Annotated in this window: 24 protein-coding genes; 15 read left to right on the top strand and 9 right to left on the bottom strand. The window is 74.3% G+C overall.

The genetic code is table 11. The features are described from left to right. The first annotated feature begins 42 nt into the window (after window positions 1-42). Window positions 43-606, top strand: a complete 564-nt coding sequence (locus IH54_RS0115210; protein ID WP_234343534.1) for an RICIN domain-containing protein — start codon at window positions 43-45, stop codon at window positions 604-606. A gap of 499 nt (window positions 607-1,105) precedes the next feature. After that, window positions 1,106-1,432: a YkvA family protein gene (locus tag IH54_RS0115205; RefSeq protein WP_031516968.1), complete on the top strand. Its 327-nt coding sequence runs from the start codon at window positions 1,106-1,108 to the stop codon at window positions 1,430-1,432. Between the two features lie 54 nt (window positions 1,433-1,486). Here the strand turns inward: IH54_RS0115205 and IH54_RS39775 are convergent, their stop codons facing one another. Continuing rightward, on the bottom strand, window positions 1,487-2,548 hold the full coding sequence (locus IH54_RS39775) for a YihY/virulence factor BrkB family protein (RefSeq protein ID WP_063762306.1): 1,062 nt from the start codon (window positions 2,546-2,548) through the stop codon (window positions 1,487-1,489). 1,489 nt (window positions 2,549-4,037) lie between these two features. Between IH54_RS39775 and IH54_RS0115190 the strand changes: the two genes are divergently transcribed. Beyond that, window positions 4,038-4,796, top strand: a complete 759-nt coding sequence (locus IH54_RS0115190) for a hypothetical protein (protein ID WP_031516963.1) — start codon at window positions 4,038-4,040, stop codon at window positions 4,794-4,796. A 39-nt stretch (window positions 4,797-4,835) separates the two neighbouring features. Here IH54_RS0115190 and IH54_RS0115185 read toward each other — a convergent pair whose 3' ends face one another. The 3 genes from IH54_RS0115185 to IH54_RS0115175 form a co-directional block, all read right to left on the bottom strand. Beyond that, window positions 4,836-6,422, bottom strand: coding sequence for a transglutaminase domain-containing protein (locus IH54_RS0115185; protein ID WP_031516961.1), 1,587 nt, complete (start codon window positions 6,420-6,422; stop codon window positions 4,836-4,838). A gap of 5 nt (window positions 6,423-6,427) precedes the next feature. After that, window positions 6,428-7,591, bottom strand: a complete 1,164-nt coding sequence (locus IH54_RS41625) for a DUF58 domain-containing protein (RefSeq protein WP_031516959.1) — start codon at window positions 7,589-7,591, stop codon at window positions 6,428-6,430. A 157-nt stretch (window positions 7,592-7,748) separates the two neighbouring features. Continuing rightward, complete coding sequence (locus IH54_RS0115175) at window positions 7,749-8,702, bottom strand: AAA family ATPase (protein ID WP_199923394.1); 954 nt, start codon at window positions 8,700-8,702, stop codon at window positions 7,749-7,751. A gap of 309 nt (window positions 8,703-9,011) precedes the next feature. Between IH54_RS0115175 and IH54_RS47675 the strand changes: the two genes are divergently transcribed. The 4 genes from IH54_RS47675 to IH54_RS0115155 all read left to right on the top strand — a co-directional run bounded on the left by IH54_RS47675 (window position 9,012) and on the right by IH54_RS0115155 (window position 11,524). Next, window positions 9,012-9,140, top strand: coding sequence for a hypothetical protein (locus tag IH54_RS47675; RefSeq protein ID WP_267965189.1), 129 nt, complete (start codon window positions 9,012-9,014; stop codon window positions 9,138-9,140). A 150-nt stretch (window positions 9,141-9,290) separates the two neighbouring features. After that, entirely contained in the window at window positions 9,291-9,644 is a 354-nt protein-coding gene (locus IH54_RS0115165) for an STAS domain-containing protein (RefSeq protein WP_031516955.1), read from the top strand. Between the two features lie 105 nt (window positions 9,645-9,749). Beyond that, on the top strand, window positions 9,750-10,565 hold the full coding sequence (locus tag IH54_RS0115160; RefSeq protein ID WP_159011853.1) for an MEDS domain-containing protein: 816 nt from the start codon (window positions 9,750-9,752) through the stop codon (window positions 10,563-10,565). Further along, window positions 10,562-11,524: a sensor histidine kinase gene (locus IH54_RS0115155; RefSeq protein WP_052397464.1), complete on the top strand. Its 963-nt coding sequence runs from the start codon at window positions 10,562-10,564 to the stop codon at window positions 11,522-11,524. Before IH54_RS0115160 ends, IH54_RS0115155 begins: the two co-directional genes overlap by 4 nt. Window positions 11,525-11,536: 12 nt before the next feature. Here the strand turns inward: IH54_RS0115155 and IH54_RS0115150 are convergent, their stop codons facing one another. Further along, entirely contained in the window at window positions 11,537-11,875 is a 339-nt protein-coding gene (locus tag IH54_RS0115150; protein ID WP_031516949.1) for an STAS domain-containing protein, read from the bottom strand. After that, window positions 11,872-16,041 (bottom strand): SpoIIE family protein phosphatase, encoded by a 4,170-nt coding sequence (locus tag IH54_RS0115145; RefSeq protein WP_031516946.1) that lies wholly within the window; start codon window positions 16,039-16,041, stop codon window positions 11,872-11,874. Before IH54_RS0115145 ends, IH54_RS0115150 begins: the two co-directional genes overlap by 4 nt. Before the next feature lie 126 nt (window positions 16,042-16,167). On the opposite strand from IH54_RS0115145, the gene IH54_RS0115140 reads away from it, so the two are divergent. Beyond that, window positions 16,168-16,527: an STAS domain-containing protein gene (locus IH54_RS0115140; RefSeq protein ID WP_043180995.1), complete on the top strand. Its 360-nt coding sequence runs from the start codon at window positions 16,168-16,170 to the stop codon at window positions 16,525-16,527. A gap of 38 nt (window positions 16,528-16,565) precedes the next feature. Here the strand turns inward: IH54_RS0115140 and IH54_RS39765 are convergent, their stop codons facing one another. Further along, a complete protein-coding gene (locus IH54_RS39765) occupies window positions 16,566-16,973 on the bottom strand; it encodes an ATP-binding protein (RefSeq protein WP_063762305.1) in 408 nt (135 codons plus the stop codon). A gap of 199 nt (window positions 16,974-17,172) precedes the next feature. Between IH54_RS39765 and IH54_RS0115130 the strand changes: the two genes are divergently transcribed. The 7 genes from IH54_RS0115130 to IH54_RS46825 all read left to right on the top strand — a co-directional run bounded on the left by IH54_RS0115130 (window position 17,173) and on the right by IH54_RS46825 (window position 23,559). Then, window positions 17,173-18,018, top strand: coding sequence for an STAS domain-containing protein (locus IH54_RS0115130; RefSeq protein WP_031516940.1), 846 nt, complete (start codon window positions 17,173-17,175; stop codon window positions 18,016-18,018). Beyond that, entirely contained in the window at window positions 18,015-18,392 is a 378-nt protein-coding gene (locus tag IH54_RS0115125; protein ID WP_031516938.1) for an STAS domain-containing protein, read from the top strand. Before IH54_RS0115130 ends, IH54_RS0115125 begins: the two co-directional genes overlap by 4 nt. After that, on the top strand, window positions 18,389-18,817 hold the full coding sequence (locus tag IH54_RS0115120; RefSeq protein ID WP_043180993.1) for an anti-sigma regulatory factor: 429 nt from the start codon (window positions 18,389-18,391) through the stop codon (window positions 18,815-18,817). Before IH54_RS0115125 ends, IH54_RS0115120 begins: the two co-directional genes overlap by 4 nt. After that, a complete protein-coding gene (locus IH54_RS0115115) occupies window positions 18,805-19,857 on the top strand; it encodes an ATP-binding SpoIIE family protein phosphatase (protein WP_031516934.1) in 1,053 nt (350 codons plus the stop codon). Before IH54_RS0115120 ends, IH54_RS0115115 begins: the two co-directional genes overlap by 13 nt. Next, complete coding sequence (locus IH54_RS0115110) at window positions 19,854-21,659, top strand: hybrid sensor histidine kinase/response regulator (RefSeq protein ID WP_052397462.1); 1,806 nt, start codon at window positions 19,854-19,856, stop codon at window positions 21,657-21,659. Before IH54_RS0115115 ends, IH54_RS0115110 begins: the two co-directional genes overlap by 4 nt. Then, window positions 21,656-23,254, top strand: coding sequence for a fused response regulator/phosphatase (locus tag IH54_RS0115105; protein ID WP_031516932.1), 1,599 nt, complete (start codon window positions 21,656-21,658; stop codon window positions 23,252-23,254). Before IH54_RS0115110 ends, IH54_RS0115105 begins: the two co-directional genes overlap by 4 nt. Window positions 23,255-23,388: 134 nt before the next feature. Further along, window positions 23,389-23,559 carry a DUF5670 family protein gene (locus IH54_RS46825; protein ID WP_031516930.1) on the top strand — a complete coding sequence of 57 codons (171 nt, stop codon included), beginning with the start codon at window positions 23,389-23,391 and terminating at the stop codon, window positions 23,557-23,559. Window positions 23,560-23,672: 113 nt separating this feature from the next. Here IH54_RS46825 and IH54_RS39760 read toward each other — a convergent pair whose 3' ends face one another. Both IH54_RS39760 and IH54_RS0115085 read right to left on the bottom strand, forming a co-directional pair. Continuing rightward, on the bottom strand, window positions 23,673-23,897 hold the full coding sequence (locus IH54_RS39760) for a hypothetical protein (protein ID WP_043180992.1): 225 nt from the start codon (window positions 23,895-23,897) through the stop codon (window positions 23,673-23,675). 324 nt (window positions 23,898-24,221) lie between these two features. Then, a complete protein-coding gene (locus tag IH54_RS0115085; protein WP_031516929.1) occupies window positions 24,222-25,361 on the bottom strand; it encodes a glycoside hydrolase family 3 N-terminal domain-containing protein in 1,140 nt (379 codons plus the stop codon). Window positions 25,362-25,525 lie beyond the last annotated feature (164 nt).

Here is a 25,525-nt window from a genome sequence, read left to right as displayed (position 1 = left end):
CCTGTCTTTTTCATCTGCACGACGGAGCAGGAGGCAGACCGCGTGAAGACTCTCAGGAATCTGGCGGCGGGTGCGGGAGCCCTGGCGGTGACCGCCGGGGTGGCGTTCGGGACGCAGGGAGCGGCCGCGGCCGACCGTTCGGGGGACCCGACACCGCAGGCGATCGTCGCGCAGCAGTTCACGCTGCGTCTGGCGGCGAACCCCGGCGAGGTCGCGAACGTCCGCGGAGCGGGCAGCTCGGACGGAGTGCCCATCATCCAGTACCCGCTGACCAACGCGGCCAACGAGCGCTGGGAGCTGGACGCCGCCGGGGGCAGCTACTACACGATCAAGTCCGTCAGCAGCGGAAAGTGCGTCAACGTCGCCGGGGGCGGCACCGCCAACGGCACCGAGGTCATCCAGTACACCTGCGGCACGGCCCCCAACGAGCTCTGGCGGTTCGTCCCCGCGGGCATCGGCTACCAGGTCGTCGACAAGTCGGCGAACAAGTGCCTGAACGTCGCCGGCGGGCTCGGGATCGGCCATCTGCTCATCCAGTACGACTGCACGGTCCCGGGCGCGCCCAACGACGTCTGGCTGCCCGTCTGGGAGCCCAACGAACGCTGAGTCCGCACGGGCGGGCCGGATCGCCTGAGGCGGCACGTTCCTTGCCGGGGGCACGGCGTGCGGGGATCAGCCCCCGGTTCGAGGGTCCACCGGGCGGCGCCCGGGAACTTCCGCTGCTCACCCCGCCGGTAGAACTCGCCGAGGGCGAAAGCCGTCCCGCTCGACGCGTCGGTCACCGCGTGGTGCACGACGTGGTGCACGACGTCGTGCACGACAACCTGCCGTCCGCCGTCAGCGCCCGCACGTACAGCCCGGGCACCGCCCGAACGCCCCCGCGTCGCACGAGCCCGGTGTCAGCACCCGCTGCACGCCGGGTTCGACGCGCGGCAGGTCCACCTCCAGCCGCTCGGCGAGCGTTCCGCCGCCCTCGGCCGTTCCGGCGTGCCGTACCTGCCGCTTCCCGCCCGGCAACCGGGCGGGGACCGGGCCGGGGACCGCTCAACCCCCGTGGCGCGTCCGCCGGAGAACGGGGAAGGCGCAGAGCACGGAGGTGGTGCGGATGGACGGCAGGGAGCGTCTGCTGCTCGGGCTGGCGGCGGCCTTCGCCACGGTCACCCTGGTGGTGGCGGTCAGGCTGCTGATCAGGCTGGTCCGCTCGCGGCGCCTGCTCAGGGCCTCGGGCGTGCCCACGTCCCACAAGGCGGTGTTCTGGGCGTCGGTGGCCTACCTCGTCTGGCCGGTGGACCTCCTGCCCGATCCGGTCTACCTCGACGACATCGGGTTCCTGCTGCTCGCCCTGCGCTCCCTGGACGCGGCCGCGCGCCGCCACGGCGTGCCACCCGCGCGCGACGGCGGGACCCGGAGCCGCCGTGGCAAGAGCGGTTGACCGCTGCCCGTCACGGGAGCGTCACAGGTCCCGATGCGGCCTTCCGCGCGCGGATCACCGCGTGCGCCAGGCGGACCGCCGTACACGACCGCGCCGCGACACGGCTGCCGGCGGGCCGGCAGGAGTGCCTGTCGCGGGCGGACGTCCCGAGGCGCTGCCGGCGGCGTGCTCCGATCCGGCGCCGCCGGCGCCCCGCCCCGGCGCGGTGGGGGGCCGGGACGCCCGCTCGGCGTTGTAGTGCGCGCCGACGAGCAGCGCGAGGTTGCTGAACCACAGCCACACCAGGAAGGCGACCGCGCCGGACAACTGGCCGTACAGCCGGTCGTAGGTCCCCAGGCGCGTGGTGTACGCCGCGAAGCCGGCCGAGCTGAGCAGCCAGAGGGCGATGGCCACGCCGCCGCCCGGCGCGGTCGTCCGCAGCCCGCGCGCGGCGGGCGGCCCCGAGCGGAAGAGGATCAGCACCGTCGCGGCGGCCACGGCGACCAGTCCCGGCCAGCGCAGCGCGCGCCACGCCGAGACCAGGGAGCTGCCCAGGTGCAGCACGTCGCCCGTTCTGCGGGCGAGTTCGCCGCTGACGACCACGCAGACGGTGCTGCACGCCATCAGGACCAGCAGCAGGAGGGCGGTGACGACCACCCGCGGGGCGGCGCGCCACGCGGGTCGGTGGTCGACCACCCCGTGGATGTGGTGCAGGGCGCGCCGGAAGACCGCCGCGTAACTGCACGCGGCCCACGCGGCCGCCGCTCCGCTGAGGGCGGCCAGCGAGGTGGTCGCCGAGGCGTCCTCGGCCAGGTGCCGCAGCGTGTCGGCGACCAGCGGGCGTGATTCGCCGGGCATGAGGGCCTCCAGCCCGCCCGGTACCCCGCTGGCGTCGGGGTTCCCCGTCAGCCCGACCAGGGACAGGGTCATCAGCAGCGCCGGAAACAGCGCCAGCACCGTGTAGTACGTGAGCGCGGCGGCCCGCTCGGTCGCGTCCTTGTCCCATGCCGCGCCCATGGCGAGCGCCAGGGTCTTGAGCGCACCGAACGCCCTGGTCGCCCGCCGTGGGCGCCGCCGCCCCTTGCTGCCCGGTCTCCCCCGGCCGCCGCCGGACGGCGCGCCCTCGCCGATGGACATGCGTTCCCCCCTGTCTGCGCCGGTTGCGACGGCCCGTCCGCGTTCCGCCGCCCCGACGCCTTCGGCCGTCCCGACGCGTTCGGCCCGGGCGGCGCGGGCGCCCGGTCCCTGACGGCCGCTTTCCCCCGCCGCACGGCCGCACGCACACGTGCGCGGGGCAGGCGTGCGGCCCGCGTCCCAGGGGTTCCGGGAGACGCAGGAATCCGGAAGCGTATCCGCGGCAACAAGAGTGCGCGACGGCAGGGGAATTCCATCCGCGATTGCGCCCGGGGAATTCCCGAAACGACGTCACACGGCGGGCGCGCCGTTACACTTTCGACAACGGCCACGACCGGGCCGTTCTTCGGTCTCCCGGGGGGATGGACATGGGGAGATTGCGCGACTCCCGATTAGCCGTCGCCGCCTGCGCCCTGACGTGCATTGGCGCGGGCCTCGCACTGGAACTGACGGTTTTCGCACCCGGCAGCGCAGTGGACGCGGAAAGGTTACGGCTGGTCAGGACCCCCGACACGGGGGCCACCACCGCTCCTTCGCCGACTTTGCCGGGAGTCGCCCGGCGGACGGCACCTCCGGCGCGGTCGGCGGACCCACCGGTGACGCGCGGGAAACCCGTGCCGTCCGTGCCCGGCGACACGGGAGGAACGGACGGGAAGGACGGCGTTTCCGCGGGATCAGGCGGCTCCGGGGGCACGTCAGGTGACGGCGGGACGGGCGGCACCGCGCCCGGCGAGAACAGTCCCGGTTCGCGCGGCGGCAGGATTCCGCCGGTGTCGAACGGCTGCGGGTCGCCGCATACAGAGCGGGGTTACCAGGCGTTCTTCGTATTCCCGTGCGAGGGCTCACCCACGGGTACATATCCCGTCGTCCGCATTCACGTCTCCGCATACCCCCCGCAGAGCGACGGCGGTTTCACCGTCGTGCAGAAGGTGCTGACCGACAGGAATGGCGCCGTCGAAGGCCTGCCGGTGTTCGGGATGATCCCCGGCGGAATCTCGCCGGAGACCAACGAGTCCTCCCAGGAGCACACTTGGTCCCACGACCTCCAGGTCGGCACGAAATGCATCGGGGACACCGGGCGCACGGCACTCGGCATTTACCTCCTGACCCGAGCGGGTGTGCAGGAGTCGGAGCACTGGAGGCAGGGCAGGCCCATCGGCCGCATGCCGGCGGGCAGCACGCTGATGGACCAGGTGACCGTCGAACGGCGCGGGACATGCCCCTCGGACGATGACCCGACCCCCACCCCGGATCCCACGGGGCCGGCTCCGTCACCGAGCGGGTCCGGGACTCCCACCCCTACCCCCACGAACACGTCAACGCCCACAACCACGTCCCGCCCGACCCCGACGACGCCGGCCCCGCAGCCCCCGGCCGCACCGTCACGCACGGACCGGATCCGCGCCACCGTCCCGTAACGCGGCACCGGCCGGTTCCCGGCCCGGACGCCGCCACCCTCCCGGCAGACCCGCGGCCGAAAGGACGATCCCGCATGCCCGAGAACACCGAGCCGACGCCCGAGGAGACGGCCACCGCCCCCGACGGAACGCCACCGCCCCCCGCCACTCACCCCGGCGCGGCCGTGCCCGACGACGCCGACGAGCCGCGCCGGACGAAACTCCAGATCGCGCTGATCGGTGCCGGTGGCGCCCTGCTCGCAGCCGTCGTCGGGCTGGTCGGCACGTTCGTGGCGGGCAGCGGCGGCACGGACGCGAAGTCCCCGGCCCCCACGAACCCGGTCACCACCGCGCCGACGACACCGCCGGGCCCCACGACGCCGGCGGCTCCGGAACCGGCGCCCGGCGATACCCCGTGCGTGCCCCTGAAGAAGGCCCACGGCTTCACCGCGGGCTTCGTCCTCCCCTGCACGGGCGCCACGGTCTCGCCGTACCCCGTGATCACCCTCAGGGCCGCGGCGTATCCGGAGGGCAAGGGCGAGGGCCAACTGTGGGTGGTCGTCCGGGTCCTGTCCGACGGCAAAGGCATGCCGCTCGCCGACAAGCCCATGTACGCCGCGAGCCCCGTCGACCCCGGCCACGCCCGGACGGTGAGAGCGACGACCTGGACGAAGGACATCCAGATCGGCTCGCGGTGCTCCGACTACGGCCCCGCGCAGATCCTCACGTACTGGCTCTCCGACACCGGCGCCCGCAAGGCCGCCTCCTGGAAGCCGGGAGTCCCGATCACCGTCCCCGCGGGCAGCGTGAAACTCGACGAGGTGACGGTCAACATGCGCGCGGGCGACTGCTGAGGCCGGGACGGGGCGGGCGGCGAGGCCTTCGGGACCGGCTCAGACGTGCCCGCCGGCCTCGCGGCCCGAGCCCCTGCGCCGCGGGGCCGCGGGCACCGGGGGATCCGGCGTCCGGGCGGCCGCGTGCAGCTCGGCCAACTCCTCGGCGGGCCCCCGGCGGTGGCGCCCGGGCGCAGCGGACTGCGCCCGGACGGCGTCCGCGAGGGCGGACGCCCGCGCGGTCTGCTCGGGGCCCGGGGCGAAGTCCGGGGCGTAGAGCGTGTCGTTGACGAGGCCCGCCAGCGCGCGCAGCGGCGGGGAGCCGGAGGAAGCGGCGACGGCCCGGGCGGTGGCCCCGGGAGCCACCGCGCCGTCACGCAGGGCGCGCTGCCACAGGGCGAGGACGCGCTCGCGCGGGGACCGCGCCTCCCACCACGCCTGCGCCGCCCGCCGGGCGGCACGGCGGCGGCGGGCCCGGACGGCGGCCGCTGTCGCGGCCCCCGACAGAGCCAGACCCGCGGCGCCGCCCAGGGCGAACGGCCACACCGCACGGTGCCGTGCGCCGGTGGGAACGGCCGGTTCCTCGTCCCCCGGCGGCCGCACCGCCCCTCCCGCGCCCGGGGCCGGTCCGCCGCCTCCCACCGCGGCGCGGCCGGGCAGCGGCCAGTAGTCGACCCAGGTCCCGCCCTCGTAGGCGATCTGCGGCCAGGCCACCGCGTCCGCGCCGATCACCTCGACCGTGCCGTCCGCGGCGACCGGCCGCTGCGGCGCGAAGCCTGCCACCACCCGGCTGGAGGCGCCGAGCATCCGGGCGGCGAGCGCGAAGGCGGTGGCGTACTGGTCGCTCGTGCCGTGGCCGTCGCCGAGCGCCCTGCCGACGGCCTCGCAGCTGTCGTCCACCGCCCCCGCCGGGTCCGTACCGCCCGTGTCGGCGAGCTCCCGCTCCAGCTGGGCGAGCTGGCCGGCGAGCGGCGCTCCCCGGTCCACCCGGGCGAGCAGGCCGGCCACCTCGGGCCCGGCGCACGCGGTCCGCGGCGCGACACGCACGGGCAGGCCGTCGCGCGTGCGGGGAGCGGGCTCGGCGGTGAGCGTGTAGGCGGTCGACGGTTCGGCGGAGCGCAGCGCCTGCGCGCGGGCGTCGTAGCGCAGCGGGCCGGGGCGCCCTGACGTCACGCCGTACGGGTGCGGCAGCAGGCGCTCCCCGTGCGCGAGGCTGACGTCGACGCGTACGCCGACACCCGCGGCCGGGAGCGAGGTGAGGGCCGTGTCGACCCGCCAGCCGGTGTCGCCGCGGTAGGTCCCGTACGCCAGCAGCGGCCACGTGCCGGCCAGGGCCTCCGCGCCCGCGGGGACGTGCGCGCGCAGCACGAGGCCGTCCGGCGTGCGGGCGAACTGCGGGAGCCGCGCCAGCGGATCGGCCTCGACCGGCTCGGACGTCCCCGGCGTGACGGCCTGCCGCTCGGGCACGAGCCGCGGCAGCTGGACGAGCGCGCCCGCCGCCGCCACGCACGCGACGGCGGCGATCGCGGCGGCGGCCCTCCCCCGCCCGGCCGGGCCGCCCCGTCGCGCGGACAGCAGCACACCGGCGAGGGTGGCCGCGACGACCGCGGCCATCAGGATCTCCACCAGGTGCCGCACCGGGGCCACTCCCCTCACCTCCCGTCCGGGGAGGCCGCCAGATCCGCCGGACCGGCGACTCGCAGCACGTGGAAGCCCGGTGCCTGCGGCGGCGTGCGCGCGGGGCCTCCGGGTGGGACGGCGTGCAGGCACACGACCGCCGCGTGGCGGGCGCCGAGGGCGGACAGGACGGGGCGGCGCCGTGCGGGGTCGCACGTGGTCGCCAGCACCGCGAGCGCCCCGCCGGGGAGACCGGCGGCGTACCGGGACAGCGCCGCGTTCGAGCCGCCGGGCCGCGCGCGGACCCGGGTGAGCAGGTCGAGGACGGTGCCGGGCGCGGTCGGCGCGGGCTCGACCCGGCACGGCCCGGGCGCGACGCCGACGAGGGTGACGGAGCGGGACAGGCGCAGCACGCTCAGCGCGACTGCGGCGGCGCAGTCCACCGCCGTCTCGAACGCCGCGCCCTCCTCCGCGGCGGTGTCCAGCAGCACCACGGCCCGGGCGGAGCCCGCGTCCCGGCGTTCGCGCAGTTGGAACGAGCCGGTGCGCAGCGAACTGCGCCAGTCGACGAGCCGCAGGTCGTCACCGGGGACGTAGCCGCGCAGGCCGTGGATCTCGAACGCGGCGTCGGTGTCGAGCCGCGCCGCCCCCGAGGCGTGCGCGGCCACGGCCCGCGCGACCCACGGCACGGGAGCCGCGGGCGGGCACGGCCGCACGAGCAGGCTGCCACCGGGCTCCGAGGGGGCGGTACGGGTACGGGCGAGGCCGAGCACGTCCTCGTACTCCGCGACCGCGGGGCCCAGCTCCCACACTCCGCGCGGCAGTACGGGGCTGGTCCCGGTCCAGCCGCGGGCCGCCACGGCGAGAGTGCGGCCGCCGCCGTCCCGCAACTCCTGCCGTACCACGGGGGTGCCGCCCGCCCTGCCGGACGGTACGTACCGCAGCGTGACGCGCTCACCGCGCTTCAGCTCCGTCACCCCCGGCACCGCACGGCTGACACCGGGACGCCGGGCGAGCCGGGTGAGGGCCCACGCCGCGAGCACGGCGCAGGTCGCGGCGAGCCCGGCGCCGAAGAGGGCGCGCACCTGGCCGCCCGCGCCCAGCACCCCGGCGACGGCCCCGGCTCCGCACACCCACCGCCCGGTGGGGGTGAGCCCGCGCCGTGCGCGGGCCGCGGCCGGGCGGCGTCCGGCCGTCACCCGGCGCACGGCCGGGCCCGCCGCGGCGCGGTCGGGGCGGGGCCCGCGGCCTGCGAAGTCGCCGGGGGCACCGGGGGTGCGGAGAGCCGCGTGAGCGGTCCGCGGGCCGTGTCCCCGCCACGGGAGGGCTGCGGTCCCCGGGACCCGTGTCGGCGGTTCACGGCGCGCACGCGGCGCTCTCCGGCGCCGGGACCTCGGCCAGCAGGGCGGTGAGGACCGACGCGGCGTCGAGGTCCGACGCGGGCAGGAGACGGTGGGCCAGGACGGGGAGGGCGAGGTCCCGGACGTCGGTCGCGTCGGCGTAGGGGCGGGCGGCGAGGAAGGCGCGGGCGCGGGCCGCCGTGACGAGCGCGCGCGTCGCGCGCACGCTCACGCCGTGGGTGAGCGCGGGACTGCGGCGGGTGGCCCGGGCGATGTCGAGGGCGTAGCCCACGAGCGTGTCCGTCACGGCCACCGACGCGAGCGCGGCGCGGGCGGCCAGGATGTCGGCGGCGGCGAGCTGAGGGCAGGCGAGGTCATCGGGCGGGACGAGCCGCCCCGCGGCGATGTCCAGTTCGGTCTCCCGCGCGGGGAAGTCCACCGCGGTCCTGACCAGGAAGCGGTCCATCTCCGCGTCGGGCAGCAGGTACGTGCCGTGCAGGTCCACCGGGTTCTGCGTGGCGACGACCAGGAAGGGCGCGGGGAGCGCATGGCTGCGGTTGCCCACCGTGACCCTGCCCTCCTCCATCGCCTCCAGCAGCGCGGACTGCGTGCGGGGCGAGGCACGGTTGATCTCGTCGGCGACGACGACGTGCGCGAAAAGCGGCCCGTGCCGGAATTCACCCGGCCCACCGGTGAGCAGCGGCTGCTCGTAGCCGGTGATGTCGGCGGGCAGCAGGTCGGGGGTGAACTGCACCCTGCCCCACGCCCGCGCGCCCTCCGCGGGCCGCAGGCAGGCGGCAAGGGCCCGCGCCAGGGTCGTCTTGCCCGTGCCCGGCGGTCCTTCGACGAGCAGGTGACCGCCCGCCAGCAGGCACAACGCCGCCATCTCCACGGCCTCGCGCTGCCCCACGAAGGCACGCTCCACCGGCTCGACCAGACCGGCACGGATGCGCTCCGCCCAGTCCGTCACCCCTGCCACGGCAGAAACCGACATCGCCACCCCCCGACACGGCCACCCGGCCGTCCCGCCCCCCGACGCGGGCGGGTACCCGGGCCGTGACGACGAACATACCGCCCGTCACGTCCGATCGTGGCGGATTCCGCCACGCGAGGGCATACCCCGGCACGAAAGGCGCCAAGGCCTGTGCACGCGGCCGGGACCGGCCCCGTCGCGGGCCGGGCTGGAAACACGATCCGGGGGTAGGAGCCGACAGGACGGCGTTCGACCCGGTACACCCCGGACCGGCTTCCGGTCCCCGAAAGGCGTGGTGAGGTCAGGGTGCAGCATCGATTGGAGATGGCCGGCCAGGGGTGGGCCCCCGGAAGCCCGCTCTGGGATTTCGTGACCGTGCTCGTCATCGCCTTCTCCCTCGCGACCATCGTCGGGCTGCTGCGCAAGAAGCAGTAGCGGGAGTCGGCGGCGCGGTCCCGCAAGGCCGGGGTCCGTTCTCCCCTGACAGGTGGCGCCCGAGTGGCGTATACCCGGCCCGGCCTGGCACGCTCTGCTGGACGTCCGCGGCCGTACCGCCGCGGCCGGGCAGGAGAGGGGGCGGCGTCCGTGGAGGGTGGAGGCGACGACGTGGAAGCCGGCGTCTACTACTCCGAGCAGTTCGGGCGGGTGTGGATGATCGCCCTGCAGGGCGACTTCGACCTGGACGGGCTGGGCGTCGTGCAGGAGGTCACCGAGCAGGTGCTGAGCGCCTTCCGCGGCCCGGTCGTGTTCGACCTCGCGCTGGTCTCCTTCTGCGACTCGGCGCTGCTCAACCACCTGGTGCGCACCGCGGCCAGGCGGCCGACGGCCCTGGTCCAGGCGAGCACCGCGGTGGCACGCCTGCTGGAGCTCACCGGAGCCGGGGCCGTGTTCGCCTCCTACGAGGATCTGATCGCCCCGACGTCCGAACCCGAGCCGTAGCGGACCGCGACCCACCCGGGCGAGCGGGGTGCCGGTGCCACGCCGCCTGTGCGGAGTGACAGACTGGTCCGAGGGGAAGACCAGGGTTTCGAGCCGGGAGGCCGTGTGAGGATCGCTCGCAGCGTGGCGAGCCTCGGCCCGGTGGACATCGGTGACCACGTCTGCTGGGTGGTGCCGCAGCCCGGCGACTTCCCGCACGCCGCCAGGGGATACCTGTCCGACGGCAGGAAGCTCGGTGACAAGATCATGGTCGTGGGATCGCCGGCGCCCGCGTGGCCGGAGTCCCGCGCCCCGCACGGGCTGCTGGTGGACCCCGCCGCAGAGCACGGGGGCGTGCGCTGGGACGCGGACGCACTGGTGTCACTTGTGCGGCAGGAAGCGGAGACGGCCGGCAGGCAGGGCTTCCGGGCCCTGCGGGTGCTGGCACAGATGGACCGCGTCTGGCGTGCCGACATCACTGCCGAGGAGGTGGCCGACCACGAGCTGCGGCTGGACGCCCTCACCGGCGGGGCGGCGGCCATGGTGGTGTGCGCCTACGCGAACCCCGGCTTCGCACCGGAGGTGCTGGAGCAGGCGGCGAGCGTGCATCCGCATTTCGCGGGCGTGCCCGCGCAGGCGCCCTCCTTCCACATGTTCAGCCAGGCCGCGGACTGCTGGAGCGTCAACGGCGTGGTGGACGCCGACGGCGCGGGAGCCTTCCGCGTCGCGGTCACGGGGCTGCTGCGGACGCTCGCCACATTGCGGCTGCGCTGCGACGGCCTGCAGCTCATGGACGCCGTGGGCATGCAGACCCTCGCCGAGGCCGCCGCCGCGCTGCCCGGCCGCAAGATCGTGCTCGAACGCGCCAATCCCACCGTGCGAAGGTGCTGGACGCTGCTCGGCTACGACGATCCCGCCGTCCCCGCGGAGCTGGTGCCGTGACCGCGCCACGTACCACCGGCCCGGGCGACGCCGCGTCGCCCGCCTTCCGCCACGAGCTCTACGCGTACAAGGGCGACTCGGGATTCCTCCAGGGCGCGGTGTCCTTCGTCCGGGACGCCCTGGCCGCCGACGAGACGGTGCTCATCGCCGTGGGGGACGACAAGCGGCGCATGCTGCGCGACGCCCTCGACGGTGACAGCGCCGGCCGCCAGGTGTCCTTCGTGGACACCGGAGCGCTGGGCCGCAACCCGGGGCGCCTCATCCCCGCCTGGCACGACTGGATCGCCAAGAGCGTCGGCAAGGGGCTGCCCGTGCGGGGGATCAGCGAGTCGCCCTGGGACGCGGCCACCCCGGCGGAGCGCGGTGAGCTGCGCTACCACGAGTGGCTGCTGAACCTGACCTTCGCGACCTCCCCGGCCTGGTGGCTGCTGTGCCCCTACGACATCACCACCGTCGAGACCGCCGTACTGGACTCCGCGCGCCTGTGCCACCCCTTCCAGCTCTCCGACGGCTCGCACAGCCGCAACCCCGACTTCTCCGACGAGCCCTTCCGCTTCGACGACCTGGCCCCGGCCTGCGGCCCCGGCCCGAGCCTGGCCTACGGGGCCGGCGAACTCGCGAAGGTCCGCGCTGCGGTGACGGAGTGCGCCACCCGCTGCGGTCTGGCGGGCGCGCGGCTGCAGGAGCTGCTGGTGGCCGCCACGGAGGTGGCCGCCAACACCGTCCGGCACGGCGGCGGGTCGGGGACGCTGCGCATGTGGGCGGACGGCAGCCTGCTGGTCTGTGAATTCCACGACACGGGCCACATCGGCGACCCTCTCGTGGGCCGCTCGCGCCCGAGCCCCGCCCAGACCGGCGGCCGGGGCCTGTGGCTGGTCCACCAGCTCTGCGACCTGGTGCAGATCCGTTCGACCCCGGAGCACGGCACCACCGTCCGGCTGACGACCGCGCTGTACTGACCCAGGCCGGCCTCAGGGACGACGGCCGCCGTCCTTGGTGCCCGGCGGCGGTTCGAGGCCGTGAACCGTCGTCAGTTCGGTGAGACCGCAGATGGTCAGCACCGGGGCGAGCAGCGAAGGGGCGACGATCTCGATGCGCCGGGCCCGGACGAGGAGTTCGTTCAGCCCTGCACTGTCGAGGTACTCCACCGCGCTCAGGTCGACGACCACCGGGCCGGGACCGCGGCCGAGGGCCCGGTCGGCGGCCGCGGCGAACTCGGCGCAGTTGCTCATGTCCACCTCCCCCGCGGCGGACAGCACGACGGCACCGTCCGGGCGGCTGGTGAAGGTCAGACTCAAAGGCGTGGTCATCGGCTGATCCTCGTGTGCAGCGCGACGGTGGTGCCGCCGGCGTCCGACGTGACGGTGACGTTCTGCATCAGCGCCCGCATGAGGGTGAACCCACGGCCGCGGTCCGTGTCGGTCTCCGGGCGTGGCGCGCGCCAGCCCCCTGTGTCGGACACCGTCAGCCGCATGGCGTCGGACTGCACCTCCGCCCGCAGGCGGACGGTGCCTCCCGGGGAGTCGCGGTGTCCGTGCTCGACGGCGTTGGCACAGGCCTCGCCGACGGCCACCAGGACGTTCTGCACCGTCTGCGGGGGCAGCGCGCACTCGTTCAGCCAGTTGCGCAGCGCGCGGCGTACCGGGGCGAGCTGTGCCGCGTAGGCGGGAAAGGCCACGTTCAGCGGCGCCGGGTGCCGGTAGAGCAGCAGGGCGACGTCGTCGTCGTAACCGCCGGGCGGGGCCATGCGATCCATGATGCGTGCCGCGAGGTCCTCGACGCCGATGTGCCGTCCCTCGCACACCGCCGTCTGCGCCCGCTCGATGCCCTCGGTCAGCGGGCGGCGGCGGCGCTCGACCAGGCCGTCGGTGTACAGCAGCAGGGTCGCGTGCGGCGGCACCCGGTCGTGCGCGCACGGCCGGGAGGCGGCGGGGTGCACCGCCAGGGGGGTGGAGCGCCCCTGGTCGAGCAGCCGGACACCGCCGTCGGGACGGACCAGCACCCCGGGTGGGTGACCGGCGCTGGAGTACGCCAGCCGACCGCTGGCGGGGTCCAGGACCCCGCAGAAGACGGTGGTGCACATCGCCCCCGGAAGATCGGCGGCGAAACGGTCGAGCGCGAGGAGCACGCGGTCGGGGCGCGGATCCTGGAGCAGCAGTGCACGGCACGCGCTGCGCAGCTGGCCCATGACCGCGGCTGCCTGCAGGCCACGGCCGACGCAGTCGCCCACCACGATGCCGATGCGCCCGTCCGGCAGCGCGACGGTGTCGTACCAGTCGCCGCCCACCTCCAGCGGGCGGGCCGCGGGTTCGTACCGCACGGCGAAGCCCTCCGGCAGTTCGGACGGGCCGAGGATGGCACGCTGGAGGGCCAGGGCCGTCTCCCGCTGCTGGTCGATCCGGTGGGCGCGGGACAGTCCTTGCGCAAGATGCCCGGCGAGCAGGGACAGCAGGGTGGAGTCCTGGTCGGTGAACGGCCGGTGGACGCCGAGATCGAGCCAGAGCACCAGGGGGCCCCGCGGATGCTCCAGGCGGACGCCGACTCCTGCGCCCTCCGCGGACGGGGTCAGCGAGGGGCCGTCGCGCAACGCGGTGAGCGCCGCCTGCTCGTCGGCTGCCAGCGCCTCCCAGTTCGGAGCCGTACCGATCGTGGCCGTCACGGGCCGGCCTCCGCCGGGGAAGAGCACCGCCAGCCACCGGCGTGCCTGCCACAGGCCGGCCAGCTCCCTGAGCGCGCCGTCCAGCGACTCCTCCGTGCTGTCCGCGCGGGACAGCGCCACGGTGAGTGCCGCCACCGCCGTCTCGCGACGGATGGCGTACCGCTCCGCGGTGACGTCGCGGAACGTCCCCACCAGCACCCGGCCGCCGCTGTCCGGGTCCTGGACCCGGACGAGGCTCGCCGACACCCACAGCCGCCGCCCGTCGCGGTGGCGAAGGGGAAGGACGTGGTTGCCGCCGGCCCCGTCCGCGGACGTACCGGTGAAGGCCTCGGCCACCTGCCGGTGGCCGTCCGGGTCCGTGCCGGCGTCCGGCCACCAAGGGTGCTCCGGGAGATACGGCAGCCCGTCGGGCCCGAATCCGAGCACATCGGCGAAGGCGGGATTGACCTCGACGACGGCACCGTCGCGGTCGCACACGAAGAACGCGTCCTGCATCGAGTCGGTCAACGCGGTGTGCCACCGGGCGTGCCGGGTGCGCAGCCGGGCGAGTTCGACGTTCGCCCGCACCCGGGCCAAGAACTCGGCGGCGGAGAACGGCTTGACGAGGTAGTCGTCCGCCCCGGCCTCGAGGCCCTCGACGGACGCCTCCTGTCCGGCCCGCGCCGAGAGCAGCAGAACCGGGACACCCGAGCTGCGCGGCCCGGCGCGCAGCGTCGCCACCATCCGCAGACCGTCCAGCACCGGCATCATCACGTCGGCGACCAGCAGGTCGGGAGGGCGGGAGTACACCTCCTCCAGCGCCGCCCGGCCGTCGGCGACCGTCCGCACCCGGTGTCCGGCGCCTCGCAGCAGCCGGGCGAGGTAGTCGCGCATGTCGGCGTTGTCGTCCGCCACCACGACGTCGACGGGCCCGCCGCGTACCGCGCCGCCGGTCGGGCCGGGTGGCACGGGCCCGGTGGGTTCGCCGGCCGCCTCCGGGGCCGGCAGCCAGCCCAGGGCCTCCTGCACGTAGGGCTCGGCGACGGACACGGCCGCAGGCCCGCTGTCGCCCTCGGCCACCGCGTCCGCCGGCAGGTGCGCATGCCCGTAGGGCACCCGGACGGTGAAGGTGGTGCCCTCGCCCTCCCGGCTGGTGGCGCCGATCGCCCCGCCGTGCAGGACGACCAGCTCCCGCACCAGTGCCAGCCCGATACCGCTGCCCTCGTTGGAGCGCGAACGGGCGTTCTCCATCCGGTGGAAGCGCTCGAAGAGCCGGGGGATCTCCCGCTCGGGCAGCCCGATGCCCGTGTCGGCGACAGTGACGACCGCCTCGCCGTCCCCGTCCCGCACGGTCAGCCGGATGCCGCCGTCGAACGTGAACTTCAGCGCGTTGCTGAGCAGGTTGAGGATCACCTTCTCCCACATGGTGCGGTCCAGGAAGACCGGCTCCGGCAGCGTAGGGCAGTCCACTTCGAATGACAGTCCCGCCCGCTCGACGGCCGAGCGGAAGACGCTGGCCAGCTCTGCGGTGAGCGCGGCCATGTCGGTGCCCTCGTAGCGGGCCTGCAGCCGGCCCGCCTCGATACGGGAGAAGTCCAGCAGGGTGTTGACCAGTTTGCCGAGGCGCAGCCCGTTGCGGCGGATCACCTCGACCTCCTCGCGCACCTGCGGGGCGGCGCCCGCGAGCCGGGCCTGCAGCTCCTCGGCGGGTCCCATGATCAGCGCCAGCGGAGTACGGAATTCGTGGCTGACGTTGGAGAAGAAGGCGGTCTTGGCGCGATCCAGCTCGGCCAGCTCCTCGGCCCGGCGCGCCTGCTCCCGGTAGCTGCGGGCGCTCCCGATGGCGGCCGCCATCTGGGACGCCACCAGTTCCACGAACCCCCGGGTGGACTCGTCCGGCGGCCGGTAAGGGCTGAGGCCGGCGACCAGGAAGCCGTAGGGCGCGCCGCCCGGCCGGACCAGGGGGACGGCCAGCGCCTTGGCGGGCGGGCGCGACCAGGCACCGGTCGGCAGGTCCGCGAAGGCGGGCCCGTTCAGGGCCACCACCGCGGAGCGGGAGGCCGCCGGCTCCCCGACCGGCCACACGGCCTCGGGGTCCGCGGCGGCTCCGCCGGGCAGCCGGACCGGCGCCGCCGGATGTCCCGCGGCGATGCCTGTCGTGCCGGCCAACCGGGCGCCGCCGTCCTCGTCGAACAGGTAGGTCAGCGTGAAGGGCAGGTCGCACCCGTTGCGCGCGAGCTGCCGGGCCGCGAAGGCAAGCGCCTGCTCCTCGGTGCGCGCCGCGCCGGGATCCGACCCCAGGTCCCGCAGCGTGGCCATCCGGCGCTCGGCGATGACGCGGTCGGTGTCCTCCCGCACCACGCACAGCATGCCGACGACCGCGTCGCCGTCGCGCAACGGGCTGTAGGAGAAGGTGTGGTACGTCTCCTCGGGGTAGCCCGAGCGCTCCAGGAGCAGCAGCAGCGCCTCGTCCCAGGTGGCCTTCCCGGTGCCGAGGACACCGGAGACGCGCGGACCGACGTCGTCCCAGACCTCCGCCCACACCTGGCTCGCCGGACGACCGAGTGCCCAGGGGTACTTGCGGCCGAGGGTGTCGTGGCGGTAAGCGGCGTTGCAGAAGAAGGTGAGCTCCGGTCCCCATGCCATCCACATCGGGAAGCGTGAGGACAGCAGGATGTCGACCGCGGTGCGCAGGCTCTGGCTCCAGGTCTGCGGCGGTCCCAGCGGCGTCGACGCCCAGTCGACGGCGGCGAGGTCCCGCTGGATCTCGCCGTTCCCGGCGAACACCCCGCCGACCGCGTCCGGCCGCGGGGCCTCCGCTTCCTGCTGAGCTGCCACGTCCGCCCCTCTCCTGCCTCGTCTCCCCTACGATGTGTCTCTGCCCCGTGATCGGAAACCAAACGGACCGGCCGCGGGACGAGTGAACGGCGCCGCACGGGACAGCAGTCGCCAGGAGGAGGAACTGTGAGCGATCCCGATCCTGATCCCGTCCTGACCGTCAGCGCGGGCCTCCATCCCGCAGGCCCTGTCCTGATCACGGTCGCCGGCGAGCTGGACTTCTCCAATTCCGCCGATCTCCGCGACGTGATCCGCGACACGGACTTCACACCGCAGGGCACGGTCATCGATCTCACCGGCGTCCAGTACTGCGACTCGACGGGTATCACCGTGCTCGTCACCGCCTCCCAGCAGGCCGAGAAGGCGGGCTCGCCGCTCGCACTCGCGGGGCTCGGCGACAGCCTCCGACGGGTCTTCGCCATCGCCGGGCTGTACGAGGTCTTCTCCTGCCACCCGACCGTGGACGAGGCCGTGAAGGCCCTCTGACCGGCGAGCGGCCCGGCCGCGGCCGCGGCCGCGAGGTCTCAGGTCACCGGCAGCACGACGCGGATCCGCTTGCCCCCGGGCACGTCCTCCGTACGGACCGACGCGGCCAGCCGCAGCACGATCGGCCAGCCGAACCCGCCCGCCCGGAAAGCGTCCTCACCCAGCGTCCTGCGCGCCTCCGGCCGCTGCGGGGTGGCGTCCTCGGCCTCCAGCCACACTCCGGAGCCGTCCTGGGTGAGCCCCACTCGCAGCGCGACCAGGCCACCGCCGTGCCGCACCGCGTTGCTGACGAGTTCGGAAGCGACCAGCTCGGCATCGCCCCTTGCACGTTCGGTGCAGCCGGGGACGCGGTCCAGCACCCGGGCCACGGCCCGGCGCGCGGCTGCCGCAGGGTGCTCGGTGGCACTGACCCGGGCCTCGACCAGGGCTGAAGGGTGAGCTGACATACGCGGGCCCCGATCGGTTCGGTGCGACGGACGGTTGCAGATACGGCTCGTTTCGTACGGCCCCTGCCGCGGGGGGCCATGCATGCTCGACTTCCCTGTGCGGCCCGTCGTTACACGAGCCCGTTCCACGCTGCCGCCGGGTAGCAGCAGGTCGTGTCGTAGTCTCCCTTCGACGACGCGGGTCAGAAAGGGGTGCGCGATGGCACAGGACAGGTCGGACAGGCTGCTGGACCTCCTGACGGACGGCCAGGACGAGTTCGTGGAGCGGTGGATACGCACCGTCACGTCCTCGCTGGCCGGCCGGCTCACGCCCGCCGAGGTCCAGCAGGACCTCACCGGGCTGTACCAGGCCCTCCTCGCCGCCGTACGGCACGGCGGCACGGCCACCAGGAGCGAGGAGTACGGGGAGGTGCGGAGCCTGCTGAGCGAAATGTCACGCAACCGCGCCCGCCAGGGTTTCACCCCGACCGAGACCGCGATCAATCTGTTCGCGCTCAAGGAGGTACTCGAACCGGCGATCGCCGGGACCGGCGACATGACCCCCTATCTGCAGTTCTCGCGGATGCTCGACGACCTCGGCCTCCACACCATCGAGGTGCACGCCAAGGCGCGCGAGGAGATCATCGCCGGCCAGGCCGAGCAGCTGCTGGAGCTGTCGACCCCGGTCGTCAAGCTCTGGGACGGCATCGTGGCGGTCCCGCTGGTCGGGACGCTGGACTCGGCCCGGACCCAGGTGGTGATGGAGAAGCTGCTGCAGTCGCTGCTCGACCAGAACGCCACCCACGCGATCGTCGACATCACCGGTGTCCCCTCGGTGGACACCCAGGTCGCCCAGCACCTGCTCAAGACCGTGGTGGCCGCCCGCATGATGGGCGCGGAGTGCACGATCTCGGGCATCCGGCCGCAGATCGCCCAGACCATCGTGGCGCTGGGCATCGAGTTCGGCGACATCACCACCAAGGCCACGCTCGCCGACGCGCTGCGGCACGCGCTGCACAGCATCGACCGGACCGCAGCCGCCGCCGGGATCGGCGGCGTGGCGTGACCGACCGGGTACCGGTACTCAAGATCGGTGACGTTCTGCTGGTGTCCATCCAGGTCGACCTGGAGGACCAGATGGTCATGGACCTCCAGGAGGACCTGTCGCAGCGGATTGTCGACACCGGGGCCCAGGGCGTGGTGATCGACATCTCGGCGCTGGAGATCGTCGACTCCTTCGTCGGCCGCATGCTGGCCACCATCGCGGCCATCTCCCGCGTCCTCGGCGCGGAGACGGTGGTCGTGGGCATGCGGCCCGCGGTCGCCATGACCCTGGTGGAACTCGGGCTGTCCCTGGGCGGGGTGCGCACCGCGCTGAACCTCGAGCAGGGGATCGGCGCGCTGCGCCGGGCCCGGGACCAGGGTTCGGTAGGCCGGTGACGTCCGGCGCCGAGCCGGTCGAGGAATCGGCGGCAGAAGAAGCCCTCATCGTCGCCAACGCCGACGTGGTCAAGGCGCGGCAGACGGTCCGCGCGCTCGCACAGCAGGCCCGGCTCTCGCTGGTCGACCAGACGAAGTTGGTCACCGCGGCGAGCGAGCTGGCCCGCAACACCCTGACCTACGGCGGTGGCGGCACCATGCGGGTGAGCATCGTCAGCAGGGGCGTCAAACGCGGGGTGAAGGTGACGTTCCGCGACGAGGGGCCGGGCATATCCGATCTGGACCTGGCCTTGACGGACGGCTGGTCGTCGGGCAAGGGCATGGGCCTGGGCCTGAGCGGGGCGCGGCGGCTCGCGGACGAGTTCGAGCTCGCCTCGGAACCCGGAAAGGGCACCCGCGTGGTGGTCGTCAAGTGGGCACGGTGAACGCGGCGACCCCTGCCGAGGCAGGCGAAGTGCTCTGGCTGCTGGCCGACCAGGGGCTGGCCGCCGCCGGGCGGCGCGAAGCCGCCGGGCTGGCCCGGCGGGCGGGGCTCACCGACAACCGCTCCGCCGACCTCGCGCTCGCGGTGACCGAGGCGGCCACCAACCTGCAGAAGCACGCGGACGACGGCGCGCTGGCGCTGCGGATCACCGCCTTCGGTGACCGGGCCGCCGTCGAGCTGCTCGCGCTGGACAGCGGACCAGGCATCGCCGACATAGGCGCGGCCCTGCGTGACGGCTCGTCCACCGCCGGAACGCTGGGCGTCGGCCTCGGCGCCATCCGCCGGCTCGCGGACGAGTTCGCCATCCACACCTTGCCGGGCCGCGGGACCTGCCTGTACGCCCGCTTCACCGCACCGCCCGGCGACGCGGCGGGGCCCGGCCCCTTCTCGCAGTTCAGCGGTCTCACCCGGCCCATCGGCGGCGAGACGCAGTGCGGCGACACCTGGGCCGCGCGGGAGGAGCGGGACGCCCGGGGCGTGCCGCACGTGCTGGTCATGATGTGCGACGGCCTGGGGCACGGCCCGCTCGCGGCGCGGGCGGCCGACGCGGCGCGGACGGCGTTCCGGACCAGCCGGGCGTCGGACCCGGCCGCGATCCTCACCGACATACACGCGGGCCTCAGGAGCACCCGCGGTGCCGCGGTCGCGGTGGCACGGGTGGATCCGGCGGCCCGCCAGGTCTCCCTGTGCGGGGTCGGGAACACTGCGGCGTGCGTGCTCGGGGCCGAATCCCGACAGCCCCTCATGTCCGTACCGGGCATCGTCGGACACAACTTCCCCCGCCTGCAGACCTTCAGCGCCGCACTGCCTCCCGGCCAGGTCCTGGTCCTGCACTCCGACGGGCTGAACAGCCGCTGGCAGCCTGCGCAGTTCCCCGGTCTGACCGCACAGGCACCGGCCGTCGTCGCGGCCCAGCTGCTGTGGCAGGCGGGCACCCGGCGCGACGACGCGGGCGTCGTGGTCGTCAGGGTGCCCTCGTGACACCGGCTGCGGCGGCCCCCGGCGGAGGTCCCCTCGGCCTGCTCTCGACGGCCGTCACCAGCGACCGGGAGATGCTGGCCCTGCGCAGGGACGTCCAGGAGGCGTGTCGGCGGCTCGGCCTGACGGAGACGGAGACCGTCCGGCTGGCCACCGTGGTGGGCGAGGTGGGCCGCAGCCTGCTCGGCGCCCGCGGGCTGACCGGCCGGCTCGTCCTGGTCGACGCCGAACCCCCGCAGGTCACCGCGGTCTTCGGCTGGTCCGGCACGGTGCGGCCGCCGGCGGACGCGCTCGAAGCGGCGCGCCGGCTGCTGCACACCTGCGAATGGCACGAGCACCCGTTTCCCCGCGTGATTCTCGGGCAGCCGCTGGAGGTGACGACTCAGCCCCTCGCCGAGCGGGCTGCCGGACTGCGTAAGGAGTTGATGGGGCTGGGCGGCGTGAGCGTGGCCGAGGAGCTGCGGAGCCAGAACCACGATCTGCTCGCGGCGCTGCAGCAGGCCCGCGCGCACCAGGAGGAGCTCCAGCGGCTCAACCAGGAACTGGAGGAGACCAACAGCGGCGTCATGGCGCTGTACGCGGAGCTGTCCAGCGAGCTGGAGGCCACCAACAGCGGGGTGGTGGCGCTGTACGCCGAGCTGGAGGAGAAGACGCGGCAGCTCAGCCTGCTCAACGAGGCCAAGACCCGCTTCTGGGCGAACGTGAGCCACGAGCTGCGCTCCCCCGTCAACGGCGTCCTCGGGCTGTCGCGGCTGCTGCTCGCGGCCGGCGCCGACCCGCTCACCGACGAGCAGGTCCAGCAGGTCCAGATGATCGCCTCGGCGGGCAGCACGATGCTGGCCCTGGTCGAGGAGCTGCTCGACGTGGCGAAGGCCGAGTCGGGGCGGCTGGAACCCGAACTGGTGCCGGTCGACCTGCGGATGCTGCTCCACCAGATGCGCGGCACGCTGCACGGTACCGCGGGCCCGGGGGTGTCCCTGGTCTTCCCCGACGACGCCCCGCACGAGCCGATCCTCACCGACGAGGTGATGCTCACCCGCATCCTGCGCAACGTCCTGTCCAACAGCCTGAAGTTCACCGTGCGCGGCGAGGTCGCCCTGCGGGTCGAGTGCGTCGGGCGGGAGGGGCAGCCGTGGTGCGTCCTGACCGTCACCGACACCGGCATAGGCATTCCCGCCGAGGAGCAGGTGCGGGTGTTCGAGGAGTTCTACCAGGTCCGCGGCCGGCATCAGCGAGCGCACTCGGGCACCGGGCTCGGCCTGCCGTACGCCCGCCGGCTCACCGAACTCCTCGGCGGCCGGATGATGCTCGACAGTACGCCTGGCGAGGGCACCCGGGTGGTGGTCGAGATACCCGCCGGCCCGCGGCCCGCGGCTTCGTCGGGCGGCCCGGCTGCGGCTCCCGTCCGCCTGGACCTGCTCGTCGTCGTCGACGACGATCCCGCCTTCCGGGCCACGGTCCGGCCGGTCCTGGCCGAGCTGTCCCGGGAGGTGGTCGAGGTCGGCGACAGTTCCCAGGCCGTCGCGGTGATTCGGCGCCGCCGCCCCGACGCGGTCCTGCTCGACCTGACGATGCCACCGCCCGACGGTTACCAGCTGCTGACACGGTTGGCCGAGGACCGCGACCTGTGCGACGTGCCGGTGGTCGTCCTGACCGCGAACGACCCTTCGGGCCTGGAGAACTCCCGTCTCGTGCACGCGCAGGCCGTTCTGGGCAAGACCCACCTGTCCGCGGCACGGCTCGGGGACGTGCTCGCGCCGGTGCTCGCCCACCACCCCGCCGCCGACGAGGAGGTGCAGCGGTGACCGCGGTCCCGGCCGACGCCGGCGCCACGGTCCTGCTGGTCGACGACAACCCGACCAACCGCTATGTGCTGGGAGCCTATCTGCGCCGCGCGGGGCACGAGGTGGTGGAGGCCGAGGACGGTGGCAGCGCCCTGGAACTGCTGCGCCGCTCACCGGGCCTGCCGGAGCTCGCCGTGATCGACGTGCGGCTGCCCGACATGACCGGCTTCGAGGTCTGCGAGGTCATCAAGGCCGACCCCAGGACGACGCGGCTGCCCGTCATCCATGTGTCGGCCTCCGCCATCAGCGTCACCGACCGGGCGCAGGGGCTCAACCGCGGGGCGGACGCGTACCTGACCGAACCCGTCGCCTCCAACGAACTGCTGGCCACCGTCGCCGCCGTCCTGCGCTACGCGCGGGCACGGCAGCGGGCCGAGACCCTTGCCGGCCGGCTCAGCCTGCTCAACAGCGTCACGCTCGACTTCTACCACGCCGACGACGTCGCCGACCTGGCTGCCAAGGCAGCCCGCGGTGCGCAGCGGATGTTCGGCACCGACACCCTCGTGGTGGTCCGCACCGCCGAGGACGGCCTGGTGCAGATGATCGGCACGCAGGACGGCGCGGCGCCGGCCTCGGCCGCGGAGGCGCCGGAGCGGTTCGCCCGCGAGGTGATGCGGCTGCAGTCCCGCGCCGACGCGGGCGTGCGGCTGGAGATGGTGCCGGCCGGCCGGCTGGCTGGCACCGATCCGCTGACCGGGGGCACCCGGGCACTCGCCGTGGCGTCCGCGCGGGTCAAGGGCACCGGATCGACGGCGGGAGTCGTCCTGTCGCAGGACGCGCTCGGCGATGACGACCACGAGGTGCTGACGCAGCTGGCGCACGCGTGCGCACTGTCCCTGGAGGCGCTGCGCTCCTACCGGGAGGAGCACACTCTCGCGCTGACCCTGCAGCGCACCTTCCTGCCCGCCTCGCTGCCCGCCTCGCCGCTCGCCGAGCTCGCCGTGCGCTACCTGCCGGCCAGCCAGACGGCCGAGATCGGCGGCGACTTCTACGAGGCCCTGCCGGTCTCCGGCGGCCTGCTGCTCGCCGTGGGCGACGTCGCGGGCCACTCGCTCGACGCCGCCGTGGTCATGGGAGAGCTGCGGCACGCGCTGCGGGCCTACGCCCTGGAAGGCCACGGTCCCGACGCGGTCCTGTCCCGCTTGGACCGGCTGCTGCAGCAGGTCGACTCGCCGGTGGGCGCGACGCTGTGCGTGGCCCTGGTGGAGGAGTCCGGGCGGGCCGTCCAGGTGGCCAACGCCGGGCATCTGCCGCTGGCCGTCGTGCACCCCGGCGAGAAGGCGTACTTCGTGCACGACCACGGCCCCATGCTCGGGCTGGGGCTGTCCCACCCGCCGGCGGTACGGGTCCCCGTCCGGCCCGGCACTCGGCTGGTCATGGTCACCGACGGCCTGCTGGAGAGGCGCGGCGGCGACCTGGACGAGGCGATGGAACGGATGGCCGACGTGCTGAGCGAGGCCGCGGAGGACGCGCAGGACGTCTGCGAGCTGCTGCTCGCCTCCTTCCCGCCGGACGGTCGGGACGACGTCGCACTGATGGCCGCACGCCTGCTGTGACGCGGCTGCCTGTGCTCCGTTGCACAGGCAGCCGTTTTTCCTTTCCGGCGTCTTCCAATTCGCCCATGAAACAAGGAACTACACCGGCATGCGCGTTCCGACAGGGGGAATACGCCTGTTGGAGGTTGATAATCATGGGACCGTTGCTCGTAGTCCTTCTTCTCGCGTTGCTTCTCTTCGGCGCCGGATTCGCACTCCACCTGCTGTGGTGGATTGCGGTCGTGGTTCTTGTCCTGTGGCTGCTGGGATTCGTCATGCGCGGCACCCACTCCAGCGGCGGACGGGGCCGGTGGTATCGCTGGTAGCGGGTTTGTCCACAGCGTGGTGCGGGCGCTCCCCCGTCGGGGGAGCGCCCGCACCACGCTGCCGCTTCGCCCCTCGGCCGCCGAGCCGGCGCGGTCATGGAACCGCCGGGCGGCTATCCGGCCTCCCCGTGGCGGAAATTCCTCAGCCGCTCGACCAGGGAGCGGATGACCGGGAGGCGATTTCGGTGCGCTCTCTCGTACCGGAGCAGGTCCACCAGTTCCTCCGGGCCCAGGCCGGGGAAAAGGCTCTCCGCCGTCCGGCCCGCCAGGTGGTTGTAGCCGACAATGGGCAACTGCCCCGTCGACGGGTCACGGCTCTCGCCTTCGCATTCCGGCATTCGACCTCCTGAGACGCATGACCGCCTGCCTCGAACGGGCGAGCGAAGTCCGGGGCGGGCAGCCGGGACCACCCCCTCGTCGTCCGGAACAGGCCGCGGCGGCACGCCGGGTGTGGGGACCGCGAACCGGGGCAGGCGACCTGTTGGCCCCCCAGGGTGCCGATGTCCCCCCGGGGACCGGCGGCGCTGCCGCCCGGTGGCGCCCGGCCGTCTCTCCCCCCCCTGACGGCCGGGCGCACCTTCCCCAGGCACGTACCCGCCGTCAGGCGCCCGGCGTCTCACGGGCGAACCCCGGGAACCGGAGCGGATCCCGCGCCGGAAGGGTCAGAACAGCCCGCCGCGCAGGGCGGCGATCCGGCCGACCGCGGCGTCGAAGTCCGCGGCGCCGAGGGTGCCGCCCTGGAGCGCCGCGGCCAGGGCGGAGACGATCGCCTGACCCTGTGCGACGTCGCCCGACGCGTCGAGGATGAGGTCCATGCCGGCCGCCGCGGCGGCGACCGCGTTCTGCGCCGGGGTGCCGAGGCTGCTCAGCGCACCCGCACCGATCGCATCGGTGACGGTGACGCCGGTGAAGGTGAACCGGTCCCGCAACTCGCTGCGCACCACGGTCGGGGAGAGCCCCGCGGGGTGCGCGGCGTCCAGGTGGGAGTAGACGGCCCAGGACACCATCACCAGGTCGGCGCCCGCCGCGAGCGCCGCGGTGTACGGGATCTCGTCGATGTACCGCAGCTCGGAGAGCGTCGCCGTCAGGGTGACGGCCCGCAGGTCGGTGTTCTGCGCCGCGCTCGCCGACCCCAGACCCGGGAAGTGCTTGGCGGCGGCCGCGACGCCGGTGGCCCGCTGGGCCGTGACGAACTCCCGTCCGCAGACCGCGACAACCTCCGGGTCGGTGCTGTAGGAGCGCTGGTACTGGTCGTCGAAGTCCCCGGCCGTCCGGTAGACGTCGAGCACGGGGGCCAGGTTGACGTTCATCCCCACACTGCGCAGCAGGTTGCCCGCGCCCGTGCCGGCGCTCGCCGCGGCGCCCGCCGGGTCGACCGAGGCGCCGATCTGCTTGGCCGACTGGACCGGGGCCCCGGGCAGCCGCCGTATCTGGCCGCCCTCCTGGTCGGTCATCAGGAGCAGGGGCGCGGGGGACGGGCTGCTCGCGTTGGCCTGCCGTATCTGCTGGACGGCCGCCGTGATCTGGGCGAGGCTGCTGATGTTGTCGCCGAAGAAGATCACGCCGGCCGCCTGGCCCGCGCTGATCTGCCCGAGCAGGCTCTGCGGGACGGTCGTCCCGGAGTAGGAGAAGACGACCCGCTGCCCGGCCTGCTGTTGCGGGGTCAGTACTGCGGGCGCGGCGTACGCGGCGGGGGCGGCTCCGCCTCCGGGGCGGAGCCGTCCGCCGAGACCGGCGGCGGCGACTCCGGTACCGGCCGCCAGAACGCTGCGGCGGGAGAAGGGACGGCCGGTACCTGCCATGTCGTCCTCCGGGTGGTGAGTGTGTGGCGGCCGGGACGGGGGGTACGGCCGGGGTGCGGCCCACGCCAAGAGTGAAGGAAATCTTCTTGTCGCACAAGACATATGAAAGAAAGCGCCATTCACCGGTCGTGCCGGCCGCACCCGCCCATCGGGGCGTTGGGGTC

It is taken from the genome of Streptomyces sp. NRRL F-5123, assembly GCF_000721495.1.
Taxonomy (GTDB): Bacteria; Actinomycetota; Actinomycetes; order Streptomycetales; family Streptomycetaceae; genus Actinacidiphila.
Note: the sequence above shows the minus strand (reverse complement) of the source record. Positions and strands in the feature narration are given on the sequence as shown.

What these genes read in the sequence shown, in the direction of transcription:
- IH54_RS39765 (WP_063762305.1), bottom strand. Translation starts at nt 16,973, where the DNA reads ATGTCAGCTCACCCTTCAGCCCTGGTCGAGGCCCGGGTCAGTGCCACC.
- IH54_RS0115150 (WP_031516949.1), bottom strand. Translation starts at nt 11,875, where the DNA reads ATGACCACGCCTTTGAGTCTGACCTTCACCAGCCGCCCGGACGGTGCC.
- IH54_RS0115130 (WP_031516940.1), top strand. Translation starts at nt 17,173, where the DNA reads ATGGCACAGGACAGGTCGGACAGGCTGCTGGACCTCCTGACGGACGGC.
- IH54_RS0115085 (WP_031516929.1), bottom strand. Translation starts at nt 25,361, where the DNA reads ATGGCAGGTACCGGCCGTCCCTTCTCCCGCCGCAGCGTTCTGGCGGCC.
- IH54_RS0115190 (WP_031516963.1), top strand. Translation starts at nt 4,038, where the DNA reads ATGCCCGAGAACACCGAGCCGACGCCCGAGGAGACGGCCACCGCCCCC.
- IH54_RS39760 (WP_043180992.1), bottom strand. Translation starts at nt 23,897, where the DNA reads ATGCCGGAATGCGAAGGCGAGAGCCGTGACCCGTCGACGGGGCAGTTG.
- IH54_RS0115205 (WP_031516968.1), top strand. Translation starts at nt 1,106, where the DNA reads ATGGACGGCAGGGAGCGTCTGCTGCTCGGGCTGGCGGCGGCCTTCGCC.
- IH54_RS46825 (WP_031516930.1), top strand. Translation starts at nt 23,389, where the DNA reads ATGGGACCGTTGCTCGTAGTCCTTCTTCTCGCGTTGCTTCTCTTCGGC.
- IH54_RS39775 (WP_063762306.1), bottom strand. Translation starts at nt 2,548, where the DNA reads ATGTCCATCGGCGAGGGCGCGCCGTCCGGCGGCGGCCGGGGGAGACCG.